We start from the raw sequence: 16,392 nt of genomic DNA on the forward strand, positions 1-16,392 counted from the left end.
ATCCCGCGCAGATCGGTGAATTACTTGATGCAGTTGGTGGAGATGGAACAGGATTTACAGTTACAACAGTTGTTGCATTCGTACTTGTGCATCCTGCAACAGTTACATTCACAGAATATGTTCCGGTTGCTGCAACAGTTGCTCCTGCGATTGAAGGATTTTGCGATGACGATGAAAAACTATTTGGCCCCGTCCACGAATATGTTGCTCCTGCAACTAAACTCGATGTAAGATTTAAAGTTGATCCCGCGCAGATCGGTGAATTACTTGATGCAGTTGGTGGAGATGGAACAGGATTTACAGTTACAACAGTTGTTGCATTGCTGCTCGTGCATCCGGCAACAGTTACATTCACAGAATATGTTCCGCTCGCTGCAACAGTTGCTCCGGCAATAGAAGGATTTTGTGATGACGATGAAAAACTATTCGGACCCGTCCAGGAATAAGTTGCACCTGCAACTAAACTCGATGTAAGATTTAAAGTTGATCCCGCGCAGATCGGTGAATTACTTGATGCAGTTGGCGGAGATGGAACAGGATTTACAGTTACAACAGTTGTTGCATTTGTGCTCGTACATCCATGTTCCGGTTGCTGCAACAGTTGCTCCGGCAATAGAAGGATTTTGCGATGACGATGAAAAACTATTCGGCCCCGTCCACGAATATGTTGCGCCTGCAACTAAACTTGATGTGAGATTTAAAGTTGATCCTGCGCATATAGGTGAATTACTTGATGCGGTTGGTGGTGCGGGAATCGGATTTACAGTTACAACAGTTGTTGCATTCGTACTTGTACAACCTCCAACAGTTACGTTCACAGAATATGTTCCGGTTGCTGCTGTGGTTGCTGAACCGATCGAAGGATTTTGTGATGACGATGAAAAACTATTCGGGCCCGTCCACGAATATGTTGCTCCTGCAACCAAACTCGACGTAAGATTTAAAGTTGATCCCGCGCAGATCGGTGAATTGCTCGATGCAGTTGGCGGAGCCGGAGTTGGATTTACAGTTACAGCAGTTGTTGCATTTGTACTTGTACATCCGGCAACAGTTACATTCACAGAATATGTTCCGGTTGCTGCAACAGTTGCTCCTGCGATTGAAGGATTTTGTGATGACGATGAAAAACTATTTGGCCCCGTCCACGAATAAGTTGCGCCTGCAACTAAACTCGCTGTGAGATTTAAAGTGGATCCTGCACAGATCGGAGAATTACTTGATGCAGTTGGTGGAGATGGAACAGGATTTACAACAACAGTTGTTGTAGAGGTGGAACTTGTGCAACCACTTACTGTTGCAGTCACTGTATAAGTTCCTGCATTCGCGGCAGCGGCACTTGCTATTGTAGGATTCTGCAACGCTGAAGAAAAACCATTTGGTCCCGTCCACGAATAAGTTGCTCCTGCAATTAAACTCGCTGTAAGATTTATCGGAGAACCCGTACACACCGGACTATTACTTGATGCGGTTGGAGGAGACGGAGTAGTGACAGATGTTACAGTTATTGTCTGCGTTATCGCAGGACACGAATTGGTTTGATCAAGAACACTTACAGTATAAGTACCGGGACTGCTAACAGAAATAGATTGCGTGGTTTGTCCACCCGGACTCCAAGAATAAGTATAAGGCGGAGCTCCACCGGTGGGATTTGCAGTGAGTGTTACCGACCCGGGTCCAGCAGAGCAGAGAACAGGATTTGCAGGACTAATGGTCACACTCATTGTAGGAACAACATACATGCGAATCGTATCGCGTGAGGTGCCCGGGCAGGAAGTGTTCGGATTTCCACTCACCATGTAGTCGATGTAAGTGGGAACTGTAGAAGTAGGAGTGAAATTTGTTGACGCACACGCAGAAGTACAACTCAGCAAAGAATTGTATTGTCCTGTTACACCGGGATAGATAGAGGTCCAGACTATCGAAGAAGTCTGCAAACCGGTAACGGACATTGTTCCTGTGCATCCAACACGAACGGTATCATCCGGAGAACCATGCACAGTACGTGTTGCTGTAATGTGATAGATGGGAGAATCACCGCCGGGCTTACAATAAACAATGCAAATATTTGTCAGACCAACGATGCAAGCAGGAGTTCCGATCGGAACCTGTGGACCACATTCAATCTGGTAATATGCGGAGCCGGATGGAGAAGGATTCGTCACATCAAAACTCAGAAGATCCGACGCAGGATTGAGCGTAACATTAAAACGAATGCAGTTGGTACCCGTACAGCAATTCCCACTGCGAGTATGCGTGTAGGTCCAGGCCGTATCAGTAGCAGATGAAAGATTAACATTTACCGTGTAAGCGCTACAGGCAGTACATTGTCCATAACTTTTTTCAAAGCTGAAAAGAACAGCGAAAAATAAAATAAAAAGAAAGCCTTTGTGGGGAAGGTAAAATCTCTGCATGCAGCAAGGGTTGGTGGTGTTGCTTCCTTTTACGTAAAAAGATCACGAAGGTTTTTGTTTGAAGAGTTTATTAATGAACAAAAAGAGGAGAAAATGGCTGCATTGTTCCAATGCCATTAAAAAAGAAAAAGCGGTTCTCGAATTAATAAGAAACCGCTTTTCTGCTTTGTTGTACCCGGGGCCGGACTTGAACCGGCAAGGCCGTTTGACTGGCCAAAGGATTTTAAGTCCTTCGTGTTTACCAATTTCACCACCCAGGCATTGGTATTTACAATTTTAGGATTTACAATTTGATTTGAATGAAATGATAGCAACAAGAAGTCCCGACAAAAAAAAACCTCTTTTAAAAGAGGTCTTTGAGCGGAAGACCGGTCTCGAACCGGCGACCTTAACCTTGGCAAGGTTACGCTCTACCAACTGAGCTACTTCCGCAAATTTGTGATTCAATATTTCAAACAACCGGTGAACTTAATCCGAAACCTAACGCTGGATGACTTCCGCTTTCAGGGGTACAAAAGTAATGTCCTGACCCTAACTCTCAAAATTTAATTTCAGTCATTTTCCGTTCGAAAAAGTTGGAAAAATTGGTAATGATTCACACCGCTTTTTATCCTCTGAACTGCTCCTTTCTGCTTACCCTCCTTCGTTATCACTTCGGCGGGCAGGCTGCCTTCTGTTCACTTACTTCCTATCATCTTTTTAATTTCATTCAACTTCATGAGTGCCTCTACCGGTGTAAGTGTATTGATATCGACCTTCAATAATTCTTCGCGTATCTGCTCGAGGGTTGGATCATCAAGCTGAAAAAAACTCAGTTGAAAATCTTCACTGTTCTGTTTTGAATTTTCTTTCGAAAGTTCTTCGCCGCTGTGCGCTCTTTCAAGTTGAGTGAGTACCTGCTTTGCGCGTTCAACAACTTTCACCGGCATTCCTGCCATTTTCGCAACATGAATTCCGAAACTATGTTCACTTCCTCCCGGCATTAATTTTCTCAGGAAGATCACTTTGTTCCCGGTTTCTTTCACACTCACATTGAAATTGCGGATACGCGGAAAACGTTCTGCCATTTCATTCAATTCATGATAGTGCGTTGCAAAAAGTGTTTTTGCTTTCCCGTTCGCATTCTCGTGAATATATTCGGCGATCGCCCATGCAATGGAAATTCCGTCGTAAGTACTTGTGCCGCGACCGATCTCATCGAGCAGGACAAGACTACGATCGGAAAGATTATTGAGAATGCTTGCCGTTTCATTCATCTCGACCATGAAGGTGGATTCACCGGAAGAAATATTATCGGAAGCACCGACGCGTGTAAAAATTTTATCAACGAGCCCGATCTCCGCGTGCGATGCGGGCACATACGAGCCGATCTGCGCGAGAAGAACAATGAGTGCGCACTGGCGGAGCAATGCAGATTTGCCAGACATGTTCGGCCCGGTGATCATGAGAATCTGTTGCGAAGACGGATCGAGATAAATATCATTCGCAATGAAACTTTGTCCGGGCGGAAGCATCTGTTCGATAACCGGGTGACGGCCATTGCGGATATCGATAACACCATTATCATTGAGATGCGGGCGAATGTAATTGCGGTGATTGGCCAGTGTTGCAAATCCCGCCAGGCAATCGAGTTGCGCCAGGATGAATGCATTTTTCTGAATGGTGGTAATGAAAGGTGCAAGCGACTGAACAAGTTCGGCGTACAAACGTGTTTCGATCGCGAGGATCTTTTCTTCGGCGCCAAGAATTTTTTCCTCGTACGTTTTTAATTCCGGGGTGATGTACCGTTCGGCATTGACGAGTGTTTGTTTCCGGATCCACTCGGCAGGAACTTTTTCTTTATGCGCATTCGTCACTTCGAGATAATATCCGAATATATTATTGAATGCGACTTTCAGTGAAGGAATTCCCGTCCTTTCCGATTCGCGCTGCTGGATCTGCAGTAAAAAATCTTTCCCGGAAAAAGCCAGTTGTCTCAATTCATCAAGTTCTGCATTCACTCCTTTTGCTATGACGGAACCTTTATTCACAAGCACAGGCGGATCGGGATGAAGTTCTTTCAGGATTTTCTGATGAACATTTTCACAACGATCCATTTGTTCCCCGAATTTCTGCAAGTGGATATTGGTTGTATTCGAACACAACTCTTTCAATTGGGGGAGCAATTCAAGTGTAAGTCGCAGCTGCATCAGCTCCCGGGGATTTATTCTGGCTGCAGACGCTTTAGCCACGAGCCGCTCAAGATCGCCGGCCTCACGCAGGAGATCAACAATTTTTTCATGAACACCATCCTCCGTAAGTAATGCTTCCACCACGCTGAGTCTTTCATTGATCGGTTGCAGATCCTTGAGCGGGAGTGCGAGCCAGCGCTTGAGAAGGCGTGCGCCCATAGGAGAAACCGTGCGATCTATTACATCAATGAGTGTCTTTGCATTTTCATTCGCGCTGGAAAATAATTCGAGATTGCGGATCGTGAAACGATCGAGCCACACATATTTTTCTTCTTCGATGCGTGAAATGGAAGCGATGTGCTGCACACGATCGTGCTGTGTTTCGGAAAGATAGTGAAGGCAAACTCCGGCGGCAATGGTTCCGAGGCCCATTCCTTCCACACCGAATCCTTTCAACGAGGTAGTTCCGAAATGACGTAAAAGTTTTTCCGTGGTGAATTCCTCCGTAAAAACCCAGTCTTCCATTCCGAAGAAATAATTTTTTTCACCGAAAGTTTCTGTCACCTGTGCACGAATGGATTTTTTGTAAAGCACTTCGGCCGGCCGGAAATTCTGAATGAGCTTTTCTGTATAGGCGATCGTTCCCTGTGCGGCAAAAAATTCTCCGGTTGAAATGTCGAGAAAGCTTACGCCCGCACGACTGCCATCGACATGAATTGCGGCAAGAAAATTATTCGTGCGGTGATCCAGCACTTTTTCATTGAAGGAAACTCCGGGTGTTACCAGTTCGGTCACATCTCTCTTCACGATCGTCTTGGTCATTTTCGGATCTTCAAGCTGATCGCAAATGGCAACACGAAGTCCGGCTCTTACTAATCTCGGTAAATAAGTGTCGAGCGAATGATGCGGGAATCCGGCGAGCTCTACGTAAGATGCAGAACCATTGGCGCGCTTGGTGAGTACGATGCCGAGAATGGAAGAAGTTTTTATGGCATCCTCACCGAATGTTTCATAAAAATCTCCGACACGAAAAAGTAAAAGCGCATCAGGATGTTTCGCCTTGATCGCATTATACTGTTTCATCAGCGGAGTTTCTGCTGCTCCTTTTTCCGTTTTTACTTTTGACATGAAGGAATCAAAATTACCCGTTTCTCCCTCTGAGAATGACGCAAGTTTTTAACATTAGTTCTTTGCTGTTAATTACTTTTCTCACACCTGGATAGTGAAAGATGGATGTTGGAGGATGGACTTATAAATCAGTGGTGAAGTACTTTTTTTGTTTACAGTAACTCTGTCCAACTTCCATTATCATCTTCCGAATATTTGCCTTAGGATAAGAAAACTATCTTCGCGCCATGAAAATAACTATCGTCGGTTGCGGAAATATGGGACTCGTGTATGCGCGTGCGTTCCTGCGTTACAACATTGTGAGCAAAAATGAATTGCTGCTCGCTGAAAAAAATGAATTGCGCCGCGATGAATTGCGAAAATTAGATCTCGGCGAAGTAGTTGTTGCCGACGATGCGAAGATCAGCGAGAGTGAATTAATGATCATTGCCGTGAAGCCACAGGATCTTCCGGCGCTTCTTCCTTCTATTTCTCCATTGGTAAAACCGGGAATGCTGGTGCTTTCGATAATGGCGGGAATAAAAATTTCTCATCTTGAAAAAGAACTTTCACATAAAACAATTGTCCGCGCCATGCCGAATTCGCCGGTGGAAGTGGGAATGGGAATGACCGGTTTCAGTGCGCACGCGAGCGTGTCGGTCGAGCAGGTGCGTACGGTAGAAAATTTACTTTCCACTACGGGGCGGACTGTTTTTTTTGAGAAGGAAGAAATGCTGGATGCCGTGACTGCGCTCAGCGGAAGCGGGCCGGCCTATTTTTATTACGTAGTGCGTGCGATGATGGAAGCAGGAAAAGAAATGGGAATGAGTGAAGCCGTTGCTGCAACCTTGGTAAAGCAAACCATGCTCGGTTCTTTCCAGCTGATCAATAACGCGAATAAATCTTTTGATGAACTGATAAAAACTGTTGCGTCGAAAGGCGGAACTACAGAAGCGGCACTCACTGTTTTCGATAAGTGTGCGATTCATCGTTCACTCATCGACGGAATAATTGCCGCTGAAAAAAGAGCGAAGGAACTTGCCGGTTGACTGTTCAGGATTTAAGGTTCAAAGTTGAATTGTGAAAAATGCCGGGAGAAAAATCAACCGGCATTTCATTTAGAGGTTGTTTAAAATTCATTTTTTGGAATTTAAACAGCCTCTTCAATCAGATTCTTCAATCAGATTCTTCAATCAGATTCTTCAATCAGATTCTTCAATCAGATTCTTCAATCAGATTCTTCAATCAGATTCTTCAATCAGATTCTTCAATCAGATTCTTTGTAACACCATAACGGAATGGATTGATATTATAATCATCTTTTGTTTTACGATCCTGTTCGTTCCCGTTCACATTGTATTCCTGGATCATTTTGTTGCGGAAAATATTGTAGCCGAAAGTTCCGCCGACAGCGAGGTGAAATGAATTATCCTCGTCTTTGCCTGTATTGAATTCGAGAAGAAGCGGGGCATCCAGCCACGTAGTGCGTAATTTATTTTTATCAAAATCGATATTTTCATAGGTCGCAGAAACAGAATTTGAATTGGTGGAAAGAGAAATATTCTGCCGGAAAGAATAGGTATTCCATTCGAGGCCGAAGCCGGTAACAAGATTCACGTGATTTTTATAAAGATGAATATTGTACTGCATCATATTCCACGCTATGCTGTGCGAACGCGCGTAATCAAGATCCAGAAAATCATATCCGCCGGGAGTTTCAATACTTGAATTATTATTGAAATACCCGTTGACGCCGATATCCAGTCCTTCCCAGTAATGGAATCCCTGGTCAATGCCACAATTGATGCGGAGTGAGTCGTTGCAGGCCAATGCTACAGAAGAAGAAAGTGCGCTGGCCGCGAGGAGAGAAAGTAGTTTAGTTTTCATTTTGAGTTTTGAGTTTTGTGGAAATTGACCAATGGCTTTTATTTGAACATACGACGCACGGGTTAATCTGAAAGTTACAGCCCATGAAATTTATTTCTTCCGCTTATCTTTCGGGTGCAATGGAAAAAAGAAAAATCCCGAACGAAGAACTCGGGCGTAAGTCGGTGAAAGAATTCCGTGCATCGGAAAAAACGCCGGCCATCATCGTTCTTGAGAATGTGAGGAGTATGAATAATGTAGGATCAGTTTTCAGAACGGCAGATGCATTTCTTTTTGAAGCGGTTTATTTATGCGGCTACACACCGGTTCCTCCACACCGTGAAATTCACAAAACAGCTTTAGGCGCCACAGAAACTGTGACGTGGAAACATTTCAATACAATAGCTGAAGCGGTGGAGTCGATCCGTGAAATGAACGTGAAAATTTTTTCGGTGGAACAAACAGAACAAAGTATTTCGCCGGAGAAGATCAGTTTAACGAACGGCGAAAGGATCGCGCTTATTTTCGGCAACGAGGTAGAAGGGGTGAGCGAAGAAGCGATCGGCCTGAGCGACGGTGTGATCGAGATCCCGCAAGCGGGAATGAAACATTCTCTGAACATTGCGGTAAGCGCAGGAATTGTATGCTGGGAAATTTTCAAAAAAAATTTGAAAAAATAATTCCGGGAAGAAAGAGTGATCTCACTTCCCCTCCTTTTTCGGCGTTTTTTTTGAAACTACTTTTCCGGGAACGGGCCGTTTCAGCGAATCTGATGCTGAGGTTGCGGAATCGGTTGTCGTTTTTTCTTTCCGTTTCAGCGCATAATAATCCCTGTACATTTTCTGCAGCGATCCGTTAACCATACTCGTATAACCCACATCGTATGAAAATATTTTTTCAGTCGTATGGTATTTTACTTTTGCGATGGGTTTGCTCAGTATTGAAACATCAAGCCCTTGTATACTTTCGAAAATATCGACATTGAAAGCGAATGTGTAATTTTTCTTTTCATCCACCGGCACGTGCGTATCCACTTCAATCATTTTCTCGACATATCCTTTTTTCGTGATGTGAACGACAAACTTTCTCGAAAACGGGAGGCGAAAAGAAAGCCTGCCCTGCTTATCCGTAAGTCCGTACAACACTTTTTTTCCTGATTCATTTGTAACCGTCACCTCTGCACTGTCCAGGTTTTTTTTATCCTCATCCTTTTCCTGTCCCCGCGATTCCAGAACTCTGCCGTTCAATTCAAGGTAGAACTGATCATCCCCGACTAGAGAATCGCGTTCGTCCTGAGCTTTCAATTCAGAAAACGAAAAAAAATAAATGAAAATAAATGGTATGAAAAAAGTGAAGCCGGGGATAAGAAGAAGGTTCTTTTTCATCCCCTCAATTTACGAAACCTTCCGTTTACTTTACTTTTAAAGCACGTCTCGGTAGTGGGTCAGTTTGAAAATTCTTAGCGCCTTAGCGTCTTTGCGGTTTAATAAAAGAATGGTTTAGGAACCGCGAAGGCGCCAAGGCGCGAAGTTGAATCGGAAAAGAGCAAACTGAGCCACTACCCACGTCTCTATTCTTCTCACTTCGGCTTATTATTCTTACCGTATGGAACAGATTTTTTTGTTCCTGCAGAACGCGATGCAGTAGGTTTGGAAGAAGGAACAGAATCATTGAGCACGATCTCTCTTCTTTTCAGCACATAATATTCGCGGTACATTTTCTGAAGGCCGGCATTTACTTTTGAAGTGTACGCAATGTCGTATGAAAATTCATGGCTGATGGAATTGAATGAAATTTTTGCGACGGGCTGATCGAGAACAGAAACATCCAGCCCATCTACTTTCTCGAAAATATCAACATCGAAAGCGAACGAATAATTCTGAATGAAGGCCTTCCCTACTTTTGTATCCACGCTGATGATCTTGCAGATGAAACCCGGTTTGGTGATACTGACGGTGAATTTTCTATTGAGCGGTAATCTCAGATCAACTTTTCCTTTTACATCAGAGAGTTGGGAAAGAACAATAAGGCCGCTTTCGTTCTTCACAGAAATAACTGCGCTGTCGAGTACAGTTTTATCTTCATCACGCTGTTGTCCTTGCGACAATAATACTTTTCCTTTCAGTTCCAGGAAATCGCTCCCGTTTTTCACGAGTGTATCTCCCGCCTTAGCGGTGAAGACAGAGAATAAAATGACGGGGCAGAGAATAATTATTTTTTTCATGAAAATATTTTCAGAACAATTGAAAAAGAAAAAGGCCTCGTCCGGAGATCAGGAGAGGCCTTTTAATAAATTCATCATTGATTATTGAATGATTCCTTTGAAGTCAGCATCATCACGATATTTGAGGAACTCAACATCTGATTTTGCTTTGTCTTTCATAGAAGGATCTTTTTCGCAAGCGGTACGAAGATTATTGACGAGCATATCTTTATTACCCTTACGTGCACCTATAATTGCTTTCAGGTAATAAGAAAGTGCATCTTCTTTTTCTGAGCTCTTATCGATCGTGGTCAAAGCGCCATCAAGATCGCCTGCGAGTACCTGCGCGAGCGCTACGTTGAAAGTTTTGTTTGAACCGAAATCGGTAACTGCATCTGCATATTGTCCGTCCTGAACTGCGATGAGTCCGAGATTGTAAGAAACTTCAGGCCCTGCAGATTTTGCATTCATGAGCATTCCTTTAGCAGTTTTGCGGTCACCTTCCCAACGAGCGCAGATCGCAAGATTGTTCTGGATGATCGGGTTATTCGGATTCAGTTTATCTGCTTTGGTGAATTCTGCTTTTGCATCAGCGAGTTTATTCTGCATAAGAAGAACACAACCTACGTTGTTGGAAGTTCTCCAGTCATTACCATACATACGCTCACCTGCTTTATAGAAATTCAGTTTTTCATTCAGATCATTGGTAAGTGATCCTGCATAAAGAATTTCTTCGATAGAAAGACTGTCCGGAGTGGAACGTGCAAGCTGGAGAATGCGCTCATCGGTGCGATTGTGTTTGATCGCGTTGATGGTAACCATTGAACGACGCAACTGGGGAAGAATATCCTTTGCAAGTTCCTGATAAGTAGCAGCCATATTTTTGATCTCAGCTTCGCGTTTTTCTCCGTCAGGATAAGTAGAAAGAACACGAAGAATAAGATCCTTGTCCTTAATATCTGATTTGGAAACAAGATCCTGGAAACCATTCCAGTCTTCTGCCGTTACCTGCTTCATATAGAATCCATCTTTTGTAGCAGGATCATACCCGGTTTTTTTGTCTTTCGCCATCGCCTGCATATCCTTCATCGTTTTTGTGTAACGGTCTTCAGCAAGTTTAGCGTTGCCATCCGTTTCACCATCAGGAGAAGCATAAGAAGAAATATTTATGCTTGGCATTTCCATATTCGGATCGGTACGGTGCGCTTTCATGAAATCATTCAGCACTTTCATGTCCTCACCTTTCACATCATGTTTAGAAGTGTAAGTGGTAGTGCTGATCACGAAATGTGTAGAACCGTCGACCGGATTCGGAACTGTTTTCTGGAATTTATCTTTCCCGATGATCGGTTTATCATCATTCTTAAGAAGATAAGGTGTGATGATAGTACCATGTCCGATAGTGCGCGCCGGCATGTCTTTTGTTTTTTTCTTGACCGCGCCGCTCGCATCCAGTTTCAGATCGGCATCTTTCATATCCGAAGTGTAGGGCTGCTTATCGGTATAAGTGTAAGAGCCGCCTGTTTTATAAGCGATCTTGGTTCCGGTACCCTGTGCTTTTTCACCGAGCAGTGTTGCGGATTTGAATTTATGATCACCGCACTGTGGAGTAACGGTAAGCACAACTTTTTTACCGAAATATTTTGGAGGATATTTTACACTGATGGTTACCATAACGGAATCGTCGTGCATTTCGAGAGGATTCGGGGTTACGGTGTATTGGACAGTTGCTTCTTTCTTTGACATTTTTCCGAGTCCGGTACAGGACGCGAATGACAGGGAGGCTACAGCAGCGAGTCCGAAGATGTAAAGATTCGTGTGTTTCATGTTAAGATCAGGATAGTTCCTTTTTTTGGTACGGCGCAAAAATAAACAAAATCCTAAAAAAAGAAAGGAAAATCGACAGGAAGAAGCGATTCGTCGCAATTAACCGATTTATTGCAATTCAGGGATTAAATGCAGCCCCGGCGAATAATTCTTCTGAACCAGATTGAGCACATGCTGTGTGAGCGCTTCCGGACCCAATTCATTATTGATCCACAGCACCGGCATCCTTTTCTCAGCAGCGAAAAAACTGGAATACCCGGCGGCCACCTTTGCCAGATATTCTTTCGCTATCTGCTGCTCGAATTCGCGCCCGCGTTTGTTGATATGTTTCAATAACTTTTCCGCAGGACGATGCAGGTAAACGATGATATCCGGAATTTTTGCCTGAACAGAAAATGAAGATGAAATACGTTCGAATAATTTCAATTCCTCCCCCTTGAGGTTAACCCGGGCAAATACCAGCGATTTTTCCCAAAAATAATCGGCCACAACTGATTCATTTCTTTTTATTGCATCGCGCACATTGCGAAGCCGCTCTTCGAGAAAAGAGAGTTCGGCTGCAAACGCATAACGCTCCATATCGGAATAAAAATCGCCGAGAAACGGATTATCCTCGAATTGTTCGCGGACATAAACAGAACCTGTGCGACGTGCAAGCATTTCTGCCAGCGTGGATTTTCCCGCACCGATGTTTCCTTCGATGGCTATGTAACGCAAATTTTTCACGAATGAAATTCAGTTTTCCGAACAGGAAATATCTTCGATCCATCGACACACTCTTCCATAAGATTAAGCATTGATTTGCCAATGACCGGATGAATTTTATGAGGATCGAGTTCGCACATGCCTGCGAGTACAAATATTCTTTGTGCCATGTGCGGATGCGGAATCTGAAGATGCTCTTCCCGGATCGCTGCATCATTGAAAAAAATAATATCGATATCGATCATTCGGGGACCCCACTTTTCCTGTCGCGTCCTGCCCATTTTTTTTTCAATGGCAATAAAATGCACCAACAATTCTTCAGGCGTTAAAGAAGTTTCAATCTGAATCACACAATTCAGGAAGAATGGCTGATCGGTCTTTCCCCATGGCTCCGTTTCGATCATTGAAGAGAAGCGCGTGATTGTTGTTCCATTCAATTGCCCGATCATCTCACAGGCATTCCTAACATTTTTTTTCCGGTCACCGAGATTGGAACCCAGCCCTGCGAAAACATTATTGAACACAGAATTCATGACACGAATGTACCATATCAAGTTGAAAAATGAGAGTGGCAACCACTGGCCAATTTTACTATCTTCGATAAAATTTTCACCAAAAAAAATCATCATGAGATCCTTCCGCCAGATCCTTGTCCTGATTGCACTTGTTTCCGCCGGATTCCTCCGCGCACAAGTGTACACGACTACCACGCTTATTTCTTCACTTCAAAACCCGGTTGCTTTTGCAATCTCTCCTGACAACAGAATTTTTCTCACGCAGAAAGGAGACGGAAGTATTCCCGCTGTTGCCGGTTCTGCTACCATCAGGGTTTATACACTCACCGGAACTTTCCTTTCCACTTTCTACGATCTTTCTGATTCGGTGAATTCCGATTTTGAACGCGGACTGCTTGGAATTGCCCTTGATCCATCGTTCACCACCAACCATTACGTTTATGTTTACTACGTGCATTATTACAATGCAAGTGAACGTATCCGTATCGTTCGTTTCACTGAAGTCAGTAATGCAGGAACAAATCCGCAGGTGATCTTCGATCTCGATATTACCTCGTACAACATTGCAGGAAATCATGTCGGTGGAAATGTTCACTTCCGTCCATCTGACCCCACACATATTTATTTTACGATCGGAGATCTTGCTTACCAGCAAACCAATCCGACTTTGAATTATGCGAATAAACTCACCAAACCATTCGGAAAAGTTCTTCGCATAGGAAAAGATCCGATCACGGTGGGAATGCCTACTTACAATGTACACGGTGTCGGAACCTGCGGAGCAAATATTCCAACTGATAATCCCTATTACGACGATGGAAATATTTACACAGGTAATTGCGATATCATCTGGAGTTACGGCCATCGCAATCCGTTTGATTTTTGTTTCAGTCCTGTGAGTGATTCCATGTACGTTTCGGAAAACGGATTGAATACCTGGGACGAAATAAATATGATTCACAAAGGCGCAAATTACGGATGGGCAACCTGCGAAGGAAGAATGATGAACAGTTCAACTACTGTTCCTTGTAATCTTACCGGCGATGTTTTACCAATGGATGTGTGGGGCGCACCACTTCCCGCTCTTACCGGCATCGTTTATTATTCCAGTTCTGTGATGCCGGAATTCAATAACCACCTGCTCGTTACTGATAATGATTATGCAAGAATTTACGATCTCACATTGGGAAATCCTCCCGCATACGACACCGTGCTCTCGCGCACACAATGGCAGGACATGCCCGGCGGGCACACTACATTAATGCAGGGGCCCGAAGGCTGCATTTATGTAATGCGTGGCGGATATGAAGCAGGAACCGGTGCAGTGAAAAGAATTTGTCCGCAGGGATTGGGAACCGGTGATTTCATCAATCCTTATTTCACCATGCAGCAAAGCAATCCGAATCCATTTTCAGTTTCAACCACGCTGACGTATTCTATGAAACAGGAGGCACTCGTTCGTATTGCACTTTATGATGTGTATGGAAAAGAAGTTGCAGTGCTCGTTGATGGACAACAAACAGAAGGCAGTCATACCTACGATATCAACGCAGCTACTTTGAATCTTGCTCCCGGAATGTATTTCTGTTATATGGAAAGCAACACCTACGCGCAAAGCCTGAAACTTACAGTAGTAAAATAAATTTACTGTTTTCAGCGTTTAGTGATTTGTTGTTTCCTGATGAACAATAAATCATTATTCTGCCATGAAAAAAATTTTACTGCTCTTCTTTTTTCTCCCCATTTTCATTCCTGCACAGACTTACTGGATAGATACACTCTGCACCGGCCTCATTAATCCTGTTGCTTTCGATCAAACGCCCGATGGAAGAATTTTTCTGACGCAGAAAGGCGGATCGGTTGCACAGGCAGTAAATGCGAAAATAAAAGTGTATTCGTCAACCGGAACTTTCATCAGCGATTTTTATGACCTGAGCGATTCCGTAGATGCTGATTATGAAAGAGGATTGCTCGGTATTGCAGTCGATCCGGATTATGTGAACAACAAATACATTTACGTTTATTACGTGCATCGTTACCCGATCGATGAACACATTCGCATTGCACGATTCACCGACGTGAATAATCTCGGAACAAATCCCACAATTATTTTTGACATTGATGTTCCGGATAATTTACCCGGCGAACATTTCGGCGGCAATCTTCACTTCCGCCCTTCTGAACCCGGCAAAATTTATTTCACAGTGGGTGATCTTCAATTGAACCCAACCGATACTTCGCTCAATTACGCGCACATGCTCACTAACGCGTACGGAAAAACGCTGCGCATCAATAAAGACGGTACCATTCCAACTGACAATCCATTCTACGACGACGGAAATATCTATACAGGAAATTGCGACATCATCTGGAGTTATGAGCACCGCAATCCATTCGATTTCTGTTTCAGCCCGGTGAATGATTCATTTTATGTTTCTGAGAATGGATGGAATGCGTGGGATGAAGTAGATCTTATTCACAAAGGAAAAAAATACGGATGGAATGAATGCGAAGGAAATTTCCTGAACAGTTCCACTACCATTCCCTGCGACGACACTACTGCAGTACTACCGATTGAAACCTGGGGAGCGCCGCTCGGCGGATTGACAGGAATTGTTTTCTATTCGGGAAATGTACTTCCGCAATTTGACGATCATCTTCTTGTTGCCGATAATGATTATGGAAATATTTTCGATCTCACAATGGGAAATTCTCCGGCATACGACACCGTTCTTTCAAAAACTTTATTCATGGATGCTACTACTGTGGGCGGACTCACTACGCTGCGTGAAGGAAGTGACGGCTGCATTTACGCGATGAACGGAGGATACACGGGAAACGGATCGGTGATAAAAATCTGTCCGTCGTGGATGAATGTAGAAGAAAAAGAGAATCCGTTTTTTTCTTTGCAACAGAATTTTCCGAACCCGTTCATTGAAACTACTTCCATTCATTATTTCCTCAAACAGAATTCCCCATTGGTAATTTCCCTTTATGATATTTCCGGAAAAGAAATTGCTCTTCTTAAAAACGGAAGCGAACAGGAAGGAGTACATGAATTGACGATCGATGCGAAGACACTTCGCCTTTCCCCCGGAATTTATTTTTGCGCGTTTGCGTGCGAAAATTCAACACTGAGCGTGAAACTTATTGTAACGAAATAAAAAAATAAATTCAATATAATTATGGGCTATATCTGCATTGCACTCTTCTTTATGTTTGTTTATTTCGGATACTTGAATTTCAACGATCCCGATCCTGTTCATTGGGTAGCTATTTATTTTGCTGCTGCCACAGTTTGTTTGCTGGCCTATTTTAAAATGGCGTGGTGGTATGTGGATGCGCCCTTAATATTAATTTATGTGATCTATTCAATAGTAAACTGGCCGAATACATTCAAGGGATTTAGAATGCCGATGAACGATCACGATATGAATATAGAGAAGGGAAGGGAATCGGTCGGATTGTTGATTGCGGCGGCGTGTACGGTGTTTAGTTATTGGGTTGGAAAAGGCGGATGGATATTTTAGTCGGGAGATTGGAGGGACGGGGTGGGAAATAATCACTGAAATGCTTTTCTTAATTAG

Annotated in this window: 14 protein-coding genes and 2 tRNA genes; 6 read left to right on the top strand and 10 right to left on the bottom strand. The window is 43.6% G+C overall.

Features of this window, described 5'->3' with window-relative positions; translation table 11 throughout:
- Positions 1 to 446 (top strand): hypothetical protein (locus HY064_00710; protein ID MBI3509154.1); only part of this gene is annotated, 446 nt, incomplete at its 5' end.
- A 60-nt stretch (positions 447 to 506) separates the two neighbouring features.
- Here HY064_00710 and HY064_00715 read toward each other — a convergent pair.
- From HY064_00715 to mutS, 4 genes are all read right to left on the bottom strand, one after another.
- Entirely contained in the window at positions 507 to 2,411 is a 1,905-nt protein-coding gene (locus HY064_00715; protein MBI3509155.1) for a hypothetical protein, read from the bottom strand.
- A gap of 172 nt (positions 2,412 to 2,583) precedes the next feature.
- A tRNA-Leu gene (locus HY064_00720) sits at positions 2,584 to 2,671 on the bottom strand.
- A 99-nt stretch (positions 2,672 to 2,770) separates the two neighbouring features.
- Positions 2,771 to 2,843: transfer RNA gene (locus HY064_00725), tRNA-Gly, on the bottom strand.
- A 245-nt stretch (positions 2,844 to 3,088) separates the two neighbouring features.
- Positions 3,089 to 5,710: a DNA mismatch repair protein MutS gene (mutS, locus tag HY064_00730; protein ID MBI3509156.1), complete on the bottom strand. Its 2,622-nt coding sequence runs from the start codon at positions 5,708 to 5,710 to the stop codon at positions 3,089 to 3,091.
- A 227-nt stretch (positions 5,711 to 5,937) separates the two neighbouring features.
- Here mutS and HY064_00735 point away from each other — a divergent pair, with 227 nt between their 5' ends.
- Positions 5,938 to 6,738: a pyrroline-5-carboxylate reductase gene (locus tag HY064_00735; GenBank protein MBI3509157.1), complete on the top strand. Its 801-nt coding sequence runs from the start codon at positions 5,938 to 5,940 to the stop codon at positions 6,736 to 6,738.
- Between the two features lie 205 nt (positions 6,739 to 6,943).
- On the opposite strand, the gene HY064_00740 is transcribed toward HY064_00735, so the two are convergent.
- Entirely contained in the window at positions 6,944 to 7,576 is a 633-nt protein-coding gene (locus tag HY064_00740; protein MBI3509158.1) for an outer membrane beta-barrel protein, read from the bottom strand.
- A 119-nt stretch (positions 7,577 to 7,695) separates the two neighbouring features.
- Here HY064_00740 and HY064_00745 point away from each other — a divergent pair, with 119 nt between their 5' ends.
- Positions 7,696 to 8,235, top strand: coding sequence for an RNA methyltransferase (locus HY064_00745; GenBank protein MBI3509159.1), 540 nt, complete (start codon positions 7,696 to 7,698; stop codon positions 8,233 to 8,235).
- Positions 8,236 to 8,256: 21 nt separating this feature from the next.
- Here HY064_00745 and HY064_00750 read toward each other — a convergent pair whose 3' ends face one another.
- The 5 genes from HY064_00750 to folK form a co-directional block, all read right to left on the bottom strand.
- Positions 8,257 to 8,940, bottom strand: a complete 684-nt coding sequence (locus tag HY064_00750) for a carboxypeptidase regulatory-like domain-containing protein (protein MBI3509160.1) — start codon at positions 8,938 to 8,940, stop codon at positions 8,257 to 8,259.
- Between the two features lie 194 nt (positions 8,941 to 9,134).
- Positions 9,135 to 9,779 carry a hypothetical protein gene (locus HY064_00755; protein MBI3509161.1) on the bottom strand — a complete coding sequence of 215 codons (645 nt, stop codon included), beginning with the start codon at positions 9,777 to 9,779 and terminating at the stop codon, positions 9,135 to 9,137.
- A gap of 81 nt (positions 9,780 to 9,860) precedes the next feature.
- On the bottom strand, positions 9,861 to 11,585 hold the full coding sequence (locus tag HY064_00760) for a hypothetical protein (protein ID MBI3509162.1): 1,725 nt from the start codon (positions 11,583 to 11,585) through the stop codon (positions 9,861 to 9,863).
- A 108-nt stretch (positions 11,586 to 11,693) separates the two neighbouring features.
- Positions 11,694 to 12,311 carry a deoxynucleoside kinase gene (locus tag HY064_00765; protein MBI3509163.1) on the bottom strand — a complete coding sequence of 206 codons (618 nt, stop codon included), beginning with the start codon at positions 12,309 to 12,311 and terminating at the stop codon, positions 11,694 to 11,696.
- Positions 12,308 to 12,823, bottom strand: coding sequence for a 2-amino-4-hydroxy-6-hydroxymethyldihydropteridine diphosphokinase (folK, locus tag HY064_00770; protein MBI3509164.1), 516 nt, complete (start codon positions 12,821 to 12,823; stop codon positions 12,308 to 12,310). The genes HY064_00765 and folK overlap by 4 nt, the downstream gene beginning before the upstream one ends.
- 94 nt (positions 12,824 to 12,917) lie before the next feature.
- On the opposite strand from folK, the gene HY064_00775 reads away from it, so the two are divergent.
- From HY064_00775 to HY064_00785, 3 genes are all read left to right on the top strand, one after another.
- Positions 12,918 to 14,447: a PQQ-dependent sugar dehydrogenase gene (locus tag HY064_00775; GenBank protein ID MBI3509165.1), complete on the top strand. Its 1,530-nt coding sequence runs from the start codon at positions 12,918 to 12,920 to the stop codon at positions 14,445 to 14,447.
- 64 nt (positions 14,448 to 14,511) lie between these two features.
- Entirely contained in the window at positions 14,512 to 15,969 is a 1,458-nt protein-coding gene (locus HY064_00780) for a PQQ-dependent sugar dehydrogenase (GenBank protein ID MBI3509166.1), read from the top strand.
- A gap of 21 nt (positions 15,970 to 15,990) precedes the next feature.
- Positions 15,991 to 16,335, top strand: coding sequence for a transmembrane 220 family protein (locus tag HY064_00785; GenBank protein MBI3509167.1), 345 nt, complete (start codon positions 15,991 to 15,993; stop codon positions 16,333 to 16,335).
- The last annotated feature ends 57 nt before the right edge of the window (positions 16,336 to 16,392 follow it).

This window comes from Bacteroidota bacterium, assembly GCA_016194975.1.
Taxonomy (GTDB): domain Bacteria; phylum Bacteroidota; class Bacteroidia; order Palsa-965; family Palsa-965.